Here is an 18,170-nt window from a genome sequence, read left to right as displayed (position 1 = left end):
CGGCCTGTCGGCCTGTCGGCCTGTCGGCCTGTCGGCCTGTCGGCCTGTCGGCCTGTCGGCCTGATCTTTTCATCTTCAAAAAAATCAATTTTGTCTCATTTAGGAAATCGTGTGTGTCAGTTTCGTCACGCACGATTTTTTTATCGCCATAGAATCTATTTTCGTCTGAGGAGTGTTTTATGAGGCGTGTTTTTGCGGCGTGTGCCATACTCTTTGCTGGCAGCGTTTTCTTTGCACAGGAATCAAAAGAGCCTGCATTGCGTTACACGGGATTTTCGCTCGGTGTGACGGCTTTGAATCAGTATGCGGTGGGGGATTACGGTGACTATGTTCTGTGCAATCTCGGTGGTGGTCTGGTAATGGAATATGCCTTACCTTTGGCGCAGTCTTACTCATGGGGATTCAGCCTGCATGGCGAATATGCTCATCCACTGCCAAAAAGCGGCAGTATCTTCAAAAGCGATGATGAAATTCGTGTTACAGGCGGTTCATGGTGCAGAATTCCTTTTGCACTTGGAAATGCCTGGTTTGCGTTCCAGCCTGAGTTGAGTCTTGGTATCGTTCGATGGAGCAGTAAATATGACAGTCAGAATACTCTGGTTTCTGACAAAAATCATATCAACTTCATTGCCTCTCTTGCTCCGGCTTTGCGATGGATGGCTACACCGGCATTTGATGTGGAATTTGCCCCGATTTTTACATTTGCCCCTGAAAAAGAAGCAAATACGATTATGTTTGGAGCAAGGCTTGGAGCAATCTTTCATATTCAAGATGCAATCGTTCATAAAGAAGAAATCGCTGCAATCAAAGCGGCAAATGCTTCTCAAAGTGATTCTCAGAAGACTGTTAAAGTCAAAAAATCAGCAAAAGGTGACCTGGTTCAAAAACTTAATGCAAAGAAAGAAGAAGCTGGTCTTCAGCGGGGAATTGCATCAGAAAAGCGTGCAGAAGCAGCTACACTCAGCGAGCAGATTAACGCAAACAATGCACAGCTTTCTGAAATGAACGCGAAATTTGCAGATTTAACCGAAAAAGAAGAAATTTCAGCTGCTAAAAAAGAAATCTCGGCACTCGAAAAAGCAACTGCCTCTCTCGAAAAGCAGGCCGCTTCAGCAAATTCCGCTGCAGAAAAGGCAGATTCTCTTGCACAAAAGGCAGAGGCCGAAGCTGAGTCAATCGTTCAGCAGATTAAAGAGAGAATTGCCCTTCTTTCAGAAAATGCGGTTGCGGAACGGGCAAATGCCGCAAACAAACGCGCTGAATCTGCTGCCCTCACTGAGCAGATTAGCGCAAATAACGGCAAAATTGCGGAACTGAACGCACAGCTTTCTGAACTCACAGAAAAGAAAGAAATTTCCGCAGTCAATAAAGAAATTTCGGCACTTGGAAAAGAAAATGCTGCCCTTGAAAAGAAGATTAACGCAGCAAATTCCGCCGCAGAAAAGGAAGATTCTCAGGCGGCAGCTGATGAAGAGGAAGCTAACCGTCTCAAGGCTGCTATTGCAGGTGATTCTCTTGGCTCTATAGATGTAACGGAGGCTTAACATGAAAAGAGCTTTTGTCAAAAAACTGGAAGCGGTTCTTTTATTTGCTTCACTGTCGGGATTCGTTTTTTTGGGGGCTTGCAGCAATCATATTTCTGATGCGAAAGATGCTGTTGATGCGTCAAAAGATGCTGATGTAGACATTGAGGCAAATATTGAAGTCAAATTCGCAACGATGGTACTGGCCTATGATGAAGGTGTTGCCAAAGTTACTGGTCTGGACAGCTCTGCCACTTATGCCTGGTATTTGGACAATGAGAGTTCCAACATAATACCGAACGGAGCCGCATGTACTGTCCATACAGCCAAATTATCTCCGGGCATTCATACGCTGCTTGTCGTTGCAACGCTTGACGGCAAGAATTACACAGAAAAATGCACGATAACAATCGAGTAACAAGGAGGTCTGTATGAAAACAAAAAGCGGAAAATTACTTGCAGTCCTTTCTGTGCTGTTGATTCTTGCAGGTTTAACTGCCTGTTCAAATATGTTTGAGACAAATGATTCAAACGACAGCGCAAAGGAAGGTTCTGCTACGGTATCGTTCAGACTGAATTCAAAGCGGGTTAGTGCAAGAACGGCATTACCTTCACTGGATTTTTCAGCATATACTTTTACGATTCTTGCAAAATCTAACAAGGGTGTAGAAAAAACGCTCGCAGAGGGCCTCACTCATGAAAATCTGAGCCAGAAATTCGCTCTTGCACGCGATGTGTGGACTTTTACTGTTCAGGCATTCACAAAGGCTGCAAGCAGTGATTCAGAAAAAATGCTTGTTCTGGAAGGTTCAAGTCAGGAAATCGACCTTCTCAAAAGCAACAAGGCTGATGTAGACATGACGCTTACTGCAGCGGCTAGCGGTACTGGAAAAGTCAGAATTCCGGTCACTTATTCGACAGCTGGTGTTGGAAGCGTTGAAGTCGCTCTTTATGATAAGGCCGTTGGTGGCACTGTAGTAGAAGGAACTCAAAAGACTTTTACATCGGCAGACGGAATTACAAAAAATGCTGACGGCTCATATTCCCTTCAATATGATGCGGAAAATCTTCCAAGCGGCAAGACATATTATGCATGTTTCGTTTTGTACGATGAAGCTGGAGAACCGGCAAGCTATTATACGGAAGCGGTTTACATCATCGCGGGTGAGACAAGTACACCTGTAATCTATGTAAAGGATGCTGATGGTTCGGTTAAAACAGATGATTCTGGAAATCCTGTGGTTGATACGGTAACAACTGAAGTTACGGTTGAGCCAAACCTGTTTGAGACGGCAATTATCTATGAAGCGGCAAATACTGAAAGCGGTGAAAGCCGTGAAATCATCGTCAAAAATACAACAACAGAAAAAGAATACACATTGTATGATGAAGACGGCGATGGCGTTTATGACAATTCACTGCCTCCTGGAAAATATGATGTCGTTTCTGTAAAAACAACCGATGTTTCAGGCACAATTGAAACAAAAGACATTTCTGAAGAGAATATCAGCGTTGACATTTCAACTGACATTACTAAGAACACTGTGGTGGCGGCAAAACTTTCAGAAGTAAAAGTTGATGTTTCTGACAGCGGAGTCGAAAATCCAATCGTAAGCGCAACACTTTCTGCTGAAGCATATGCAAGTGACGGTTCGCTGATTTCTGACTCACTTTACACGATTCAATGGTACAGAAAGTCTGCAAACAGCACTCTGGGCGGAACAAAAATCGAAGGGGCGACTGGGCTTGATTATGTTCTTACTGCTGCTGATGCTGAAAACTATGTCTATGCTGAAATCGTTCAGACGGACAAAAATATAAGCAAAGCAAGCACTCCAAAACTGGTTGCAAAGGGAACGCTTAAAGAATCTGCCCTTACAGTTAAATATGGCAGTGCGGCAGATGCAATTGTCCTTAATTCCGAGACTATTCTTGATATAGCACTTGTTCAGCCTGAAACAGGAAGTTCGGCTTCTCCAAAAGCAACTCTCAGCAACGCCCTTCTTTCTGTGAGCAATGCAATTGATAATCTGAGCGGTGCGGCACTTTCTGCTTCGGCAATTTTCTCTAAAAATGATTTTGCGGCTTGCGGAAGCGTGGATGTTACGGTCTCAGTTTCAGGATATGAATCTGTAACGATAAAAGGCATTAAAGTCAATGTAAAACAGACAAAGCCTGATTTAGAGAAAATCCCAGGTCTTGTTTCTGGTGAAGGCGTAAAGGCAATCAAGGTTGGTTGTGTTGCCTTTGAACGGGCAGACGATTCACTTGAATATGCGGTCGGCGAAATCACTGAAAGCACTGTATGGAAGAGCATTACTATAGAAGATTTTGCTGCGGAAGTTGGTGATAAAATCAGTGTAAGGGTTAAAGCAAGTGGTTCTGCTGAAAGCGGTGATTATGTTGCTCCATCTGAGGCAGTTACACTGACTGTTACACAAGAAAATGCCGGCGACCTCGAAGTAAAGATGACAAAAGTCGTTATGACAGGAACTTCAAGGGTCGGTGCAACGCTTACAGCAAAGGCTATGGACGATGATGAAAAACAAGCAACGCTCGTTTCTTATCAGTGGCTTATTGCCGAAACCGAAGCTGGTCCATATACGGCAATTTCTGATTATACAGAGGTAAAAACTGATTCAGACACTTATTTGATTACTCCTGATGATGTCGGAAAATTCATCAAAGTTCGTGCAAAACAGGGCAAGGGTGAACAGAATATTCTTGAGTCAGAAGAAGTCGCTGAATCAATCGCAAAAGGCACGATAAAATCTTACATAATCTCTTATGTTGAAAGTGAAGGGGCAGATCCTGTTGAAATTTCTGCTGTAAAGGGAATCACACTCACTCTCAATGATGAAGGTAAAGCTGAACTTTCAGGAACTGTTTCTGTAAGCGATGCTGTTGATGAACTTTCAGAACTTCCTGTAAGTGTAGGAGCCGCATTCTCTACAACGACAGAATTTGAGTACTGTGGAACCGTCAGTGTAAAAATCACTGCTGAGGGATATGAAGACGCAATCGTTAATGTTCCTGTTTCTGTAATGGCTAAAGCTCCTGAAGTTCCGCTTCTTCGCACTGATAAAACATATCTTGAATCTGGTACGGTTGGATTTGTGGCAGCCAGTGAAACGCTTGAATATTCAGTTGACGGCGGCGAGTCTTATTCTGATGTCACGGCAATTCCGTTCTACAAGGGAACGATTGAAGCTGGTGGAAACATTCCATGGGCTCAAGGCGATGTTATTCTTGTTCGTGTAAAAGCATCTGGAAGCGAGGCTGAATCTAATCATATCGAAGCTTCTGTTCCTGTTTCACTGATTGTAAGTGAAGATAATTTGGGCGCAAAAGTCCTGCTTGAAACCGTTGCAATTTCTGTTCCTGCAAGTTCACTGAAAGTCGGCTCAACGCTCAGTGCGGTAACAACTCCTTCTGGTGCTACCGATGTTGAATATCAGTGGGCAAGAGCAGATTCTGCAAGCGGAACATTTACGGCTATAACTGGTGCGACAAGTTCAACTTATGTAATCAAGGCTTCTGATGCCGGAAAATTCATCAAGGTAACAGCAACTCAACGCACATCAGAAAGTGTACCTTCTGATGTAAGCACAACTGCTGTTGCAAAAGGCACAATTGCAAGTGGATTCACGCTCACTTATGGTGGCAGCACAATTTCTGCATCAAGCGGAATTTCACTCACTTTGGATGCTGAAGGAAATGCCTCACTTTCAGGAAGTCCTTCAGTCAGCGGGGCAAAAGATTCTGTAAATAATAATGCTGTTTCAGCAAGTGCAAGTTTCTCTACTTCAACGACATTCACGCATTGCGGCGCGGTTTCTGTAAAAGTCAGTGCTTCAGGCTATGATGACGCAGTAGTAACAATCCCGGTTAAAGTAAAGGCGGCTACTCCAGAGGCTCCTCAACTGAGCATAAATCAGGCTGAAATCAGTGCTGGTGCGGTTGCATTTGCGGCTGCCAGTGAAACGCTTGAATATTCAGTTGACGGCGGAACAAGCTGGAAGTCTGTTACAACAACCCGATTCTACACAAGCGAAAATGATGCCTGGGAAGCAGATGACACAATTCTGGTTCGCGTAAAAGCATCTGGCTCTGAGGCTGACTCTAATCATATCGAAGCGTCCGCTCCTGTTACTGTGACAGTTGAGGCAGACAATCTTGGTGAAAAACCGACCGCAAGCTTTGGCGAAATCACATACACAGGTGATATCCGGCTTGCAAATCCTCAGGTTAACAATGAAGCCCACACGGTTACGATTTCAGTTTCTAATCCAGATTTGTTCACAGCGTTTGAATGGAAAAAGGACAATGTGATTATCGAAGGAGCGACTGGTCCTAGTCTTGAATTGAATGTAAGCGATTGGGTTGCAGGTGGCGTGTACCGCATTACAGTTGTGGGAACACAGGGTGATTTTAAATACAGTGCTACGGTGCCTGTCACAAAACAATAAGGAGCGTAGAGTATGAAAAAATTGAACAGATTATTGAGATTTGCTACGGCTCTAGCAGTTCTGTTTGCCTTTGGCTGTAGCAATGCTTCGGACAGTTCTGACGATACAGGTCCTGTGTCGAATAAAGCGGTAATTTCTGTTTCGGTGGATAACGGCAAGTCAAGGACGGCACTTCCTGTTAATCCTTTGAATGCAGATTTTACAAAATTTGTGCTGACTGGTTCAAAAGGAAGCGGCACGGCTCAAATTCTTTCTCCGGAAGGCGGATGGGTAGCAACTGAAAGCAAGTCTGCCTATGAAGTGATGACGGTTGAACATATTGAGCTTGATGTCGGTGAGTGGACTTTTACGCTCAGAGCGTTGATTGAAGGCTCAGATGAAGCCTGCACTGTCTACAAAGGAACAGTCACTAAAACCCTTAGTGCAGGAAACAACAGCAATCTTGTTTTCCCATTGAGCCTTGAAAGCGTTGGCACAAGTGGAAGCGGAAATATTGCGATTACGCTTTCAATCGGAAGTGCTGTAACAAATGTAGCTTCTGTTGAGGCTTTCCTCGTAAAATCAGACGGAAGTGCTGTTGATGCACAATTGACGCGCCCAGAAACAGGAGTCAGTGGTGTTTACGGCTACAGTGGAATTCCTGTTGGAAATTACATCGTTACATTCACCCTGAAAAACTCTGCTGGAAATGTTCTTGGTCTCTGCCCTGAATATGTCGTAATTTCAGCAGGAAGCAGAAGTGTTTCTTCTATTAATATAGAAAATCTTGATGCTGATTACTCAATCACATATCGGGATGCAAGCGATAATAATTCAGAAATGACTTTGACACCGGCGGTCTACACAAGACATGGTGGCGTTACTTTGCCGGTTCCTGAAAAAGAAGGATGGACATTCTGCGGATGGTACGGAAGTTCTGAATCGGCTTCAGTGGACAATGAAAGCGCAAGTCCTGTAACAGGCTTTGGCGCAGGTGAAATCGGAACAAAGACTTATTACGCAAAATTCATTGAGAATAAAGAGATTGCACCGATTACTGCCGTTACGATTGATGGCAATGTAAAAGTTGGTGAAACGCTCACTGCAAAGGCTTGGACTTCATACGATGCAGAAACATCTGACAATAACACCGCATTCGCTGGTACAGTTTATTCATATCAGTGGATTTGCTCAGAGGATGAGGCTGGTACGGTAAATGCCACTGTTGAAAAAGAAGTTGTCCGGGGCGAAACGGAAACAGGCACTCTTGATTCAGCTTATCTCGTTAAGCCAGAAGATGCAGAAAAGTATCTCAGCGTAAAAATCCGTCAGAAATACATGGCAACTGACAGTGAAAGTGACGGAATCTTTACAATTTCAATTACGAAAGCAACTTCTGCTGAGACGGTAAATCCTGCTGTAAGTACTTCGAATGGAACTGCGGTTGTAAGGGGTACGCTTGATGCAAGTTCTCTTGTTTTGACTCCTGCTGAAAATGAGACTGGAACATCTCTTGTTTACAATGAAGGCACCGCTGTAGTCCGAGAGACGACAGCATTGGATGATTCAGCCCTCAATATAAAGCACGGCACTGTTTCAAATGTTGTTTCTACTGGAAGTACGAGCGTAACTGTTCCTGTAAGCCTCTCGCTTTCAAATGGAAGCACAACGACGGCTCCAAGTTATTCTAATTATGTGGGCGTGTGGATTAGTGCAGAAGGCTATGAGCCTGTACAGTTTGTCCGTGCAAGCGGCGCAAGTGCAGCCGGTGCGGGTGAGGTTTTCATCAATGTGAAATATCCGACACCTGTAAGCGGCGGCACCGGAGTTCCTGCACTTGCCACAGCAAAAGACATGATTCCGAATGGTCATGTTTGTTTCACAAATCAGAGTTCGAACACAAGTTATCAGTATATTGTAAATACAAGTTCACCTGCTGCAGATTCTGCAAATTGGGCAAGAGTTCCGTATTCTCAAATCACAAGTTCTTATCCTGAAGGTCAGTACTATGCAGATAAAAAGATTGAAGTTCCGACCGCAAATGCTTTGTATCTTCGTCACGCGGCAGAAACTTCTTATTCAGGTGCGGAAGTTTCGGCTGGAGAAATTGGCTATATTGCTGCCAGTGATGCAGTTCCTGTTACAATCAGCTCGGATAATGTGGGAACGCTCGTTGTACTCAGCACATTGACCGCTTCGTTCTCAAATCTCACTTCTCCTGTAAGCGATATTGCAAGCGAAGCTACGGCAAATCCTGTAAAATACGGCTATTCATTGACAATGACAGCGACAAAGGGCGATACAAGCCTTAATGATAATGATTTGAGCGATGTTGTTACATATCAGTGGTACACAGCGGCAAAAGGCACGGATTTTGATTGGAGCATTTCAAATGCTGAATGGATGCCAGTTGAATCTGCAACGGCAAAGACTTATACAGTTCGGGTAGATGATATCGGCAAATATCTTAAAGTTGTGGCAACTCAGGAAGTTGGTGGTGCTCATTACACTAAAGACTGGATAAGCGGCGGCGTGGTTCAAAAGGGTACGCTTGTGGCTGTTTCAGGCAGACATCTTTTGTATGTTCATCCTACAGATGCCAATAAATATGCAACTCTTGGAGCGGCTCTTGAGCCTGCTTATATCGATGTCACAGAAAAAGATCCGCAGGATACGGCGGGACTTAGTGTTGCGGCATTGATTTCAAGCACAGCTGGTCTTTCTGATACGGCAACTACCACAACCGTCAAGAATGCAGATACTGGTGCCAATGTGGAAGTTACATTTGCTTTCTCTGGAACAGCAGTTTATAAAGCTTCTGCCGAGGCTGAGCCTGTAACTGTTAGTGCCGACACTGTAGTTCCGAATGGCTCAGGCTATGTTACGGTTCTTGCGACTGTGCCTGGATATGAGAGCCTTCCTATGGATGTTGCAATTGATGTACGGGGCCGCACTCCAACAGCAGAAGACCTTCCAAATTGGCTCTCTTCAAGTATAAGCTCAATTACCTATGGTTATATTCGTGTTAACGCTGAAGCAGATGCGGCTGGTGTTTACTATTACAACGCGGCTTCTAATGATGATAACAAATGGACACGATGGCCTATTGGTGAGTTTAACTATAAAACAGCGCTTACAAGTGACAATAAACTTATATTGCGTATTGGAGAACATGCAACAACTGTTTCAAGACCTTCTTTAGCTGGTAAAGAGCGCCCTGTCATAGACAAAATTGTCTACCAATCAACAGGAGATTATCCAATTGCTGTTAACGAAACTACTTTCATAAATACCTATGTTGGAACTCGTTCTATACATGTTGAGGCGGTTTCATTCTCTAACAAGGAAATAGGTATTGAAGTTTCTGAAAATACTGTCACGGTTAAGCCTAGTTCGCCAGATTCAGCAGAATCAAGCTGGTACGATGCAATTACAGACTGGTATGTTGACGGCAATCTGATTGCATCTACAGGAGCTGATACTTACAAAGTAAACGGTGAGACAATTGCCACTCTAAATCGTGGTGACAAAATGCTTACATTCTTAAGTGGTGCGGCTCCTGCAAATACAACAGAAAATACAACCCGCTATTACAGGGTTACGGTCGAAGGAAGACGAAACAACCTTCCGCTTACAACAACCGTTACAGTCGCAGTAACTGCAACTGCAACTGCAACAGTCAATCCATAAAGAGGGGTAGAATTATGAGAATTACAATGAAAAAAATACTGCCTTCAATTCTTACGCTCGTGGTTCTGGCATACGCTTCGTGTTCACTGTTCCACGATGATGGCATTGACACTGATTCATCGTCTGTTGAAAAACCGACCCTCACATTGTCAGTGGCATCTATGGGAAGCCGTACTGCATTACCTAATGTAGAAGCTGCTGAAATCACTTCATATAAACTTACTGGTGACGCTAGTGGTGTTGATATGAAATGGACAGATAACTACGGTAATACTTATACCGCAAGTTCTGGAATTGAGTGGACAAGCAGCAAGTCGGGTAATAAAACTTTATCGGCAGATTCTTCGAGAACCGCATACGATGTCATGAGGGATGACCGCATTGGTATTGCAGCCGGAACATGGAATCTTACACTAACTGCAACAAAAACTTCTGGCGGTGCTACGGCAACCTATGTTGAAACGAAGACTGTAAATATCGGCAGTTCTGGAAATCAGGCTCTTACATTCAATTTGAGCTTATCAAATTTGGTTACAGGAAGCAGCACTGGAGCACTTTCGATAAAAGTTAAGCTTACAGAAGCCGTAAGTGCAAAGCTTTTGACTGCAAAAGTGTATAAAGTCACTGATTATACATACGATGACCAGCACATTGTAAACGGAAAGACTACGGCCGCCGTAAAACTGACAAGTTCTGCATCAGGATTTGAATATTCTTCTACGGATGAAACTGAAAACGCTGTTCCAGATGAAGTTACTGTTGCAAGTGGAACTGCCTCATTTAGTGCGGGTGAGCTTCCTTTTACGGTCACTTCTCTGCCTGCCGGCGAGTATCATGTAGTGTTTACATTCTATGATGACACAAACAATGTACTCGCAACCTGGCGTGAAGCCGCTTATGTTTCTGCACTTGGGGCTGTATCAACAATTGAAGTAGGAGCACTCGACAGCACATATCCGATTACATATCTTCAGTTGTTCAATGCAGTGCCGACAGGAAGCGGAACAATTCAGGCAACCGTTCTCGGAACTGGAAGTGGAGCCGGAATAACTTGTTCAAATCAGGCTAAATATTCACGAAGTTCTTCATTTGAACTTGCAGCTCCTTCTACCGGTACAACAACTTACACCTTCTGGCGTTGGGTTGAAGTATATTCTAACGGTACTTTAGATACGGAAGGAAAGTATACCGTTACATTTGGTGAAAAAAAGGATGCTCATGTTGCCGGACAGATTGGACCTAAGTACTACATGGCTCAATTCTTTGATGCAGATGCATACAAGCAGATTAACCATATTACGCTTGTTGATTCAAATGCAATCAATCCGACAGGTACTTCTGAAAATGATATGGTAACTATTGTATCGAATTCAGCTGATGTAAAAACCGCAGTCGGACACACTGTTAAAGCCACGGCTTATACAGAATCAACCGGAAGTGAGGACTACGCTTTTAAGGCTGATGTGACATGGATCTGGCAATATGCTGATTCTGTCGATAGTACTTCTTGGACACCGATTCCAGCTGATTCAACTGATATTACGAATACGCCAAGCGGAATCCGCACATCTTCTCTCAAAATCAGACCTGCTTATGCTGGAAAATTCCTGCGGGTTTATGCCGTGCAGACATATAAGGTTAGCGGTACGGGAACATCTGCTGATGTAAGTCTGAATACCGTTTCAGATTTGACAGAAGCTCCATCTGCTTCTACAGCGGCTCCTGTTGCAAACGGAACCCTCATGCTGAATAATGCGAAACTCTCCTATAGTGAAACTGCCGTAATCGGAAGCAACTTAGATGTGAGTAAATTTAGTCTTAGAGAGGGTGTTATTTGTGATAAAGTTGCTACGGACTGGGTTTATGCGGATACATCAGAAACAACGGCTATTCCTGCAACATTTGCAAGTTCTTTCCCAAGTAACGCAGCAGCTGGAGACACAACGATTGTTCTTACTCCAAGCACTGGTACAGGCGAATCATTAAAAAGAGCTCTTGCACCATATTCTTCGGGCTTAACAAAACTTCCTCTCACCTTTAGTGTCGCTGGATATGACGACCTTGTGCTTGAAGGTGACACTGTTTATGGTACAAGTGTAAATGCTGAGCGACCGACAGTTGAGGGTGGTAATGTCGTAAATATCACTGTTAAGGCAAAAGCTCCTGTTACAACAGGTGATGATTCAGGTGATGATTCAGGTGAAGTGCGTGTGTTGAGTCTCATGGACAAAGATCTTGTTACTTACAATCACATTCGATTTATCAATGTTGCACCAGCTGCCACAAGCATTACAAAAGATGATGGCAAATATCCGAGTGCAATAAGTTCTGGACTGGAATATACTTTTGAGGCTGATTCCGCGGGCAATGTTCCTTCAACTGCAACATGGTATCCTTGGAAAACAACACCGGGAAGCGGCAATTATCTCTTGCAGGAAATTGACGCAAATAGTACAGCACCAAGTTTCTACAACAAAGTGTTTGTTCGAACTGCTGGATATGCCTCTGAAAGCGAAGCTGACTATATTGCTCCGTCTGAGCCAGTTCCAATCGCTCTTGGTTCAAGTAATATCGGTACACTTGTCCGACTTAAAGAAGTTCAGCTTGTCTGTCCGAATGTTACTCGCAGTCAGACTAGCGGGGAATCTCCAACGCCTATCGATATTGCAACTTTTGATTTGAATAATGGCAAGCCAAAAGTCGGAACAAAAATCAGTGTAAAGCTTATTCCTGAAATCTCTGTTACAAGTGGAGAAAATACGGTAGCTTTGCCGATTACCGCAACTCAGCTTGTGTATGAATGGACGATTACACCTGCTGCTACTTCTGCTGATGAGACTCCAACTCCTGTCACAGTCAGAAAGGTCACAAAATCTGTCACAGCAATACCGTCTAGTTCGGAAGCAGATTTCTACACAGACAGCTACACTCTTGCAAGCAACGCAACAGATCTGAAGATTGTTGATGTGGGAGATTCAAGCATTACTTATCAGATTGATGGCTCAACTGTTGGCTCAACGCTTTCTGTAACGGTAACACCGACATATCAGACATCAGGTGTTGGTAGCGAATCACCAGAACCGACTCTTACATCAGCAACGGATGAAAACCCGACAAATGTAAAGAGTGATTCTGACACGATTGCTGCGGGTACGCTCCAGTTCAGTGAAGATTTTACGATTTCTTATTCAAACACTGAAAGTACCAAAAAAATGATTCCTGGTACCAGACCAAATGTTAAGTATGTCAACATCACAGGAAATGCAAAAGATTCTCTTGGAAATGTTGTCTTAAATGCGACTATGTCGCTTGGAGCATATTTGTACGGCACAAGCTATGTATTTGACAGTTCGGCAACGATTTCTGAAGGAGAAACAGCAACAACACCGCTTCGATTTAAAGCAACAGGCTTTAACGATGCGATTGTAAATGTTACCTTTGCGGCCGGAACTTCTCAGATAATGACTCCCGCTGAAGTAACAGCAGAACTTTTGCGTACCGATGTACAAAATATTCCGCTTGGTACGATTCAGTTCAAAGACATCGAAGGTGCTGATTACCGCTACTATATGTTCGAGTACTGCACGGATTCTGAAATCACGAATGTAAGTGTATGGCAGCCTGTGCCGAACGCGGCATTCAGTGTTGATGGAACTTACTATCCGGACACAAACGAGTACTTTGTTAATCATCCTGTTTCAGTACGCTTAAAGGCAACGGCTACTGTTGACGGCAAAGTTTACTATTTAAACTCTGAGGCAAACAAATGGTTAGACGCTGAAGGACACGAAACTGAGGTCTTAGCAGCTGATGTAGTAGCTGGTACAGCAATTCCTCTTGTGCTGAACGAAAGCGGAATTCGCTATGTTGGTGGTCACTGTGCTCTTGTTACTGTAAAGATTCAGAATGACGAGGATATTGATCTTAAATCTGTTGTTTTGAATATTTACTATGTTCAAAACTTCGGTAAATTCTCTGAATTTACCTGGTATCTTGATGATAAAAAGGTTGCAGGACCTAATGGTGTTTATGGCTTTACGGTAGAAGACAAGTATTGCCATACAGAATCAGGCTGGGGAAAATATATCCTAAGATTGGAAGCAAAAAGCGTATTAGGCGATATTTACACCACGACCGTTACATACACAAAAACTAACTAGAAGGAGTAAGCTATGAAGATAAAAATGAAAAACTACATGCTTATCGGAACAGCACTGCTTGCTCTCCTTGCGACTTCCTGCAAGGATATGTTGGGCTTTGATTCCGATTCTGGAAGTTCTTCTCAGACTGGCAAAGCTCTTGAGACTGCAGAAAACATAAACGCAGTGGCATTCTTGAGTGTATCTTTGGACAGCATTACTGCAAAGGCTGCCTCATCGAGTGCCCGAACTGCCCTGCCGGACTTTGAAACAGCGACTGGCACAAACGGAACTTATCAATATGCAGGATTCACCAAATTCGTGCTCTACGGTGCAAAAGCTGGAAGCGATGCAGCGGCTATCGGTAACAGCGAAGAAAGCCCGATTCGTGTCTGGGAATCACATGGTGATACAACGGCATATCGGGCATTTACGGCTGAAGGTGCAAGTAAAGTTCCGATTGCTCTTTCAAGCGGTGAAGCTGAAGAATGGAATTTTACTCTTGTCGGCTATTATGGAACAGATGAGAAACACATCACTTTTGCGGGAAGTGTCTCTAAGACAATCAAGCCGACTGTCGATGGATTTGAGCGTGTGGAAGTTACGCAAGATACCTTTGCAAGTCTTGTAGTAGGATTGTATACAAAAGACGCTGCAAACGGTGTCTTTGTAAAACTTGATGGTAATGCTGAGTTTGATGATTCTAAAGAGTATTACATTTATACAGATTCTAACACACCAACAAATCCGACAAATGGCCTTGACTTTACGCTTGCCCGAACGAGTAAATTCGTTTATCCGTACAGCACAAGCGGAGAAGGAAAAATCGAAATCACACTGAATTATGCAACAGGTTCTGAATTAAGCGGATACAAAACGATTGCAAAATTGTACTCGGCAACTGTTTCTGAAAGTGTTGTTACGAAAAGTGAAACTCCACTCACTGTTGAGGGCAATTCTGTGCTTGCAACAGAAGCCGCCGATAATGCAACTGAACGATTGTATTCTGCAGAAGGTATAAAAGAAGGCATGTATGTTGCAGTATTCGAGTTCACTGAAAATGGCGTTGAAGTTGGTGCCATGACAGAATATGTATATGTCCTCAAAGATTTGACAAGTAAATCGACTTTGACAGTTGACTTAAACGGAAGCTATGCAATCACATACCGCTACTGGATTCTTGATGATGAGGCGAATCAGAATGTCGTCGTAACATCGGCAGTACAAGATAGAAACGGCAAGTACACCTTCGGTCTTGGCGCAAGGACAGATAGTGGCTTCCCTGGAGTTGCAAATACTTCTGAGGGAAATATGTTTGCTGAAATCACTTCTGAAGCTGATAATACAATCTCTGCGAATGCTGGCGGCGTGGTTATGACATATTCTCGTCTGACAGGCGCAACGCTTCCAACAGCGAATTTGTTCAGTGAAGATTTCAACAGCACAAATCCAGAAAGCGAATATCTCTTCTGCGGATGGTATGACATTACAGGCTCTGAGGCAGCAGATAACAACACAATTGCCGGCTTGATTAATGATTCTGAGAACCACACACCAGTTCTTGAAATCAAGAAAAATACATTCGTTCATGACAAGACCTACATCGCAAAATTCGTAAAGCGGGTAGAGATGCCAGTAATTGACAAAGTAACTATTACCCCAGAAACAGATGCCGCAAGCAATGAGTCATTGAACAACGGATACAAAGTCGGTTATATGCTTACTGCAACACCATCTTACGGGGAAACTCCAACAGCGTTTACTGGTACGGCTACATGGCAGTGGTATTGGAGTGCAGATTCAGAAAACTATAGCTTTGATGATGAAGACACTGTTTCTGGAACCAATGCAACGATTGCGGCAAGGGATGAAACCCATGTTTCTACTTATCGAGTTGAGCCTTCGAAGGCTGGTAAATATTTACAGGCGCGTGTCGTACAGAAATACAAGATTGTTCCTGAAAAAATTGAAGGTGCGATTGCTTATTATAAAGTGACCGAAAATGCAGCTGTCGTTTCTGGTGTGGCTAAAAAGGATGTAGAATCCGTACCAACCCCTGTAGCAATGGTTCTCGGCACATTACAAGCAGTTGGAAGCACAAACCCGGAAGATGAAGACGCTCTCTTCAAGATGCATTATGGAACTGCGGCTACGGCTGAGGTTGTAGAAATCGGCACACAACTTTCGGCAAGCAATCTGCATGTTACAAGCGGTGTTATTACCGATGCACATAATCCTGCATGGGAATATCAGCATGGAACAGGCAATTCGGCAACTGTGTCAGCTTATGCTCTTTCTCTCACAGATGAAATTAATGATGATCATGTTTATGCGCCAGTTGGTTCAAATTATGTAGCTGTAACTGTAAGTGTTGCAGGATATGAGCCTTTGCATCTTCCGAACATCGTAGACTCAGGTGCTCCAAAATCAGCTTTCGTGAGTGTAAAATACAAGACTCCGACAGAAGCAAATGTAAAATCTACTCTATGGTGTGATGATGGTAATGCGGAGAATCAGAATGAACTTGAAGGAATCGACAAGGGGTATATTGTGTTTAAGGCAACAGAATACAGTTCTTCGGAAAATGATTATACCAATGGCGAAACTCCAATAGATGTTACTGCCATTCCTCTTTCTTACAAAGTTGGTGACGGCGATTTTACTCCGGTAACTGCGCGTGCTGCTTTAGGTAAAGAGCACAATGATACCGCAGATATTCTTGCTGGTACTGTGTCGTTCAAGGCTGCAGAAAAGAAAGTTAATGGAGAAGGAGAGCCTGCTGATACACAATATACCGATGCTAACGGAAACCCTGTCGGTCATATTGCGGAAAGTTCAGATGCTCTTAGCTATGCTTTCTCTACTGATAACAGTCTTGCTTATATTGGTACCCGCCAGCTTATTTCTTACATTGAAGTTGCTCGTGATGGTGAGACCGATGTACCTCATCCAAACAATCAACCATATACTGCAAAAGTTGGTCATACGCTTACAGTAAAGGCTTATGATGAACACGACCAAGAAATTGCTCGTTATGGAGCAGAGGGACTCAGTGGTATTACTTGGACATGGGCAACCGCTGATACTGAATCGACCAATGGAAAAACTGCTACCGCTGCCAACACCACTTATACGATTAAGCAGGCTGATTACACGAGCGGAACAGAAGAAACTCATACCCTTACGATAACAGCAAGCCGCATTTATGCTTATTCTACTCTGTGTGAAAAGACACTTACTGTCAGTATTGATAAAGGCACAATGGCGCTTAATGGACCGATAATAAACTTTGAGAGAAAAGCAGGTCATGAAAACGATAAGTTTACAGTTAATACTACTAAAGAGGCCCTTGCTGCAGCTTTGCAATTACGCATCACTTCTGGTGGCTTAAAAGACAGTATTTCAGAAGCTGTGGTTACTGGTGTTATTACGGAGTTTGACGGAACATTGATTGATAAAGGTAGTGGCACAGCATGGGCAAAAGTTAAATTTACAGCTCCTGGCTACGAGGGTTTAATTCCTACTGATCCAGTTTATGTCACAGGCATTCCTCTTCAGGCTGCAATTCCTGCTGGTGTAGAGGCTTCTATCAAGCTTTCGGATGCCAAAGATAATATCAGCTATGGATACATCCAGTTTGCTACTTATGCTGATGGTAATAACGGAAACATTTTGGGAGCTGCTTCTTCATCTTCTGGATACTACACTTATGAGATGGAATACACAACCGATGATCCTTATACTAGCAATTCTGTAACATGGTATGATATAACACCAGACGAATTTGCTATTCCAGCTGGTTTCCCAACAACAGGCGATACTCCAGCTAAAATTTGGGTACGCTTAAAGCAGAAAGGTTTTGTTGGCTCTGGTGTTGATCGCGCAACATATTATTACAGTGCTTCAACTGGAGAATGGAAGACAAACGCGCTTGTACCTGTACCTGTAACTGAAGATCAACCTGATCAAGATTCTTCATATGCGGCTTCAGACCCGATTGAAGTGACCTACAAGAACAGCGAGCACGGTGGTACTCGTGGTATTGCATCTGGTACAAAAGTAACCTTTACAGCCGTTGATGTTGAAAAACTTGAAGTCAGTAAGGAAGCTGGTATTATAACCATCAAGCCTGCAGAGGACTGGACAGCTTCAAGCTGGTTCGTTGATGGTAGAAAGATTACTAGCAATTCGAACCCAATTCGTATCACTGCTGACGGTAAACAACTTATAATTGATACTACAAATGTCCAGCTTCTTGGCGGAACCTATCAGATAACTGCATTTGTTACTACGACAAATTCTAGTAAGGGTATTTCGGAAGTAATATATTCTGCTGGTGCCAGCGTTACCGTAAGCAAGTAAGGTGAGGA

Annotated in this window: 6 protein-coding genes; all 6 read left to right on the top strand. The window is 43.4% G+C overall.

Annotation, left to right across the window (positions count from 1 at the left end):
* Positions 1–179 precede the first annotated feature (179 nt).
* Genes Q0Q74_RS10395 through Q0Q74_RS10370 form a run of 6 tightly spaced genes read left to right on the top strand, consistent with a single transcriptional unit; the run spans position 180 to position 18,162 of the window.
* Positions 180–1,544, top strand: a complete 1,365-nt coding sequence (locus Q0Q74_RS10395; protein WP_294430590.1) for a hypothetical protein — start codon at positions 180–182, stop codon at positions 1,542–1,544.
* Position 1,545: 1 nt separating this feature from the next.
* Positions 1,546–1,941, top strand: coding sequence for a hypothetical protein (locus tag Q0Q74_RS10390; protein ID WP_294430588.1), 396 nt, complete (start codon positions 1,546–1,548; stop codon positions 1,939–1,941).
* Positions 1,942–1,954: 13 nt separating this feature from the next.
* Positions 1,955–5,992, top strand: a complete 4,038-nt coding sequence (locus tag Q0Q74_RS10385; protein ID WP_294430585.1) for a hypothetical protein — start codon at positions 1,955–1,957, stop codon at positions 5,990–5,992.
* A gap of 12 nt (positions 5,993–6,004) precedes the next feature.
* Positions 6,005–9,661: a hypothetical protein gene (locus Q0Q74_RS10380; RefSeq protein WP_294430583.1), complete on the top strand. Its 3,657-nt coding sequence runs from the start codon at positions 6,005–6,007 to the stop codon at positions 9,659–9,661.
* A gap of 26 nt (positions 9,662–9,687) precedes the next feature.
* The gene (locus Q0Q74_RS10375; protein WP_294430581.1) at positions 9,688–13,821 is read left to right on the top strand and encodes a hypothetical protein; all 4,134 of its coding nucleotides are present in this window, start codon (positions 9,688–9,690) and stop codon (positions 13,819–13,821) included.
* Positions 13,822–13,833: 12 nt separating this feature from the next.
* A complete protein-coding gene (locus Q0Q74_RS10370; RefSeq protein ID WP_294430579.1) occupies positions 13,834–18,162 on the top strand; it encodes a hypothetical protein in 4,329 nt (1,442 codons plus the stop codon).
* Positions 18,163–18,170: the final 8 nt, after the last annotated feature.

Origin of the sequence: uncultured Treponema sp. (assembly GCF_946187725.1) — a bacterium.
Classification (GTDB): Bacteria; Spirochaetota; Spirochaetia; order Treponematales; family Treponemataceae; genus Treponema_D.
This window is presented reverse-complemented; position numbering and strand designations above follow the sequence as displayed.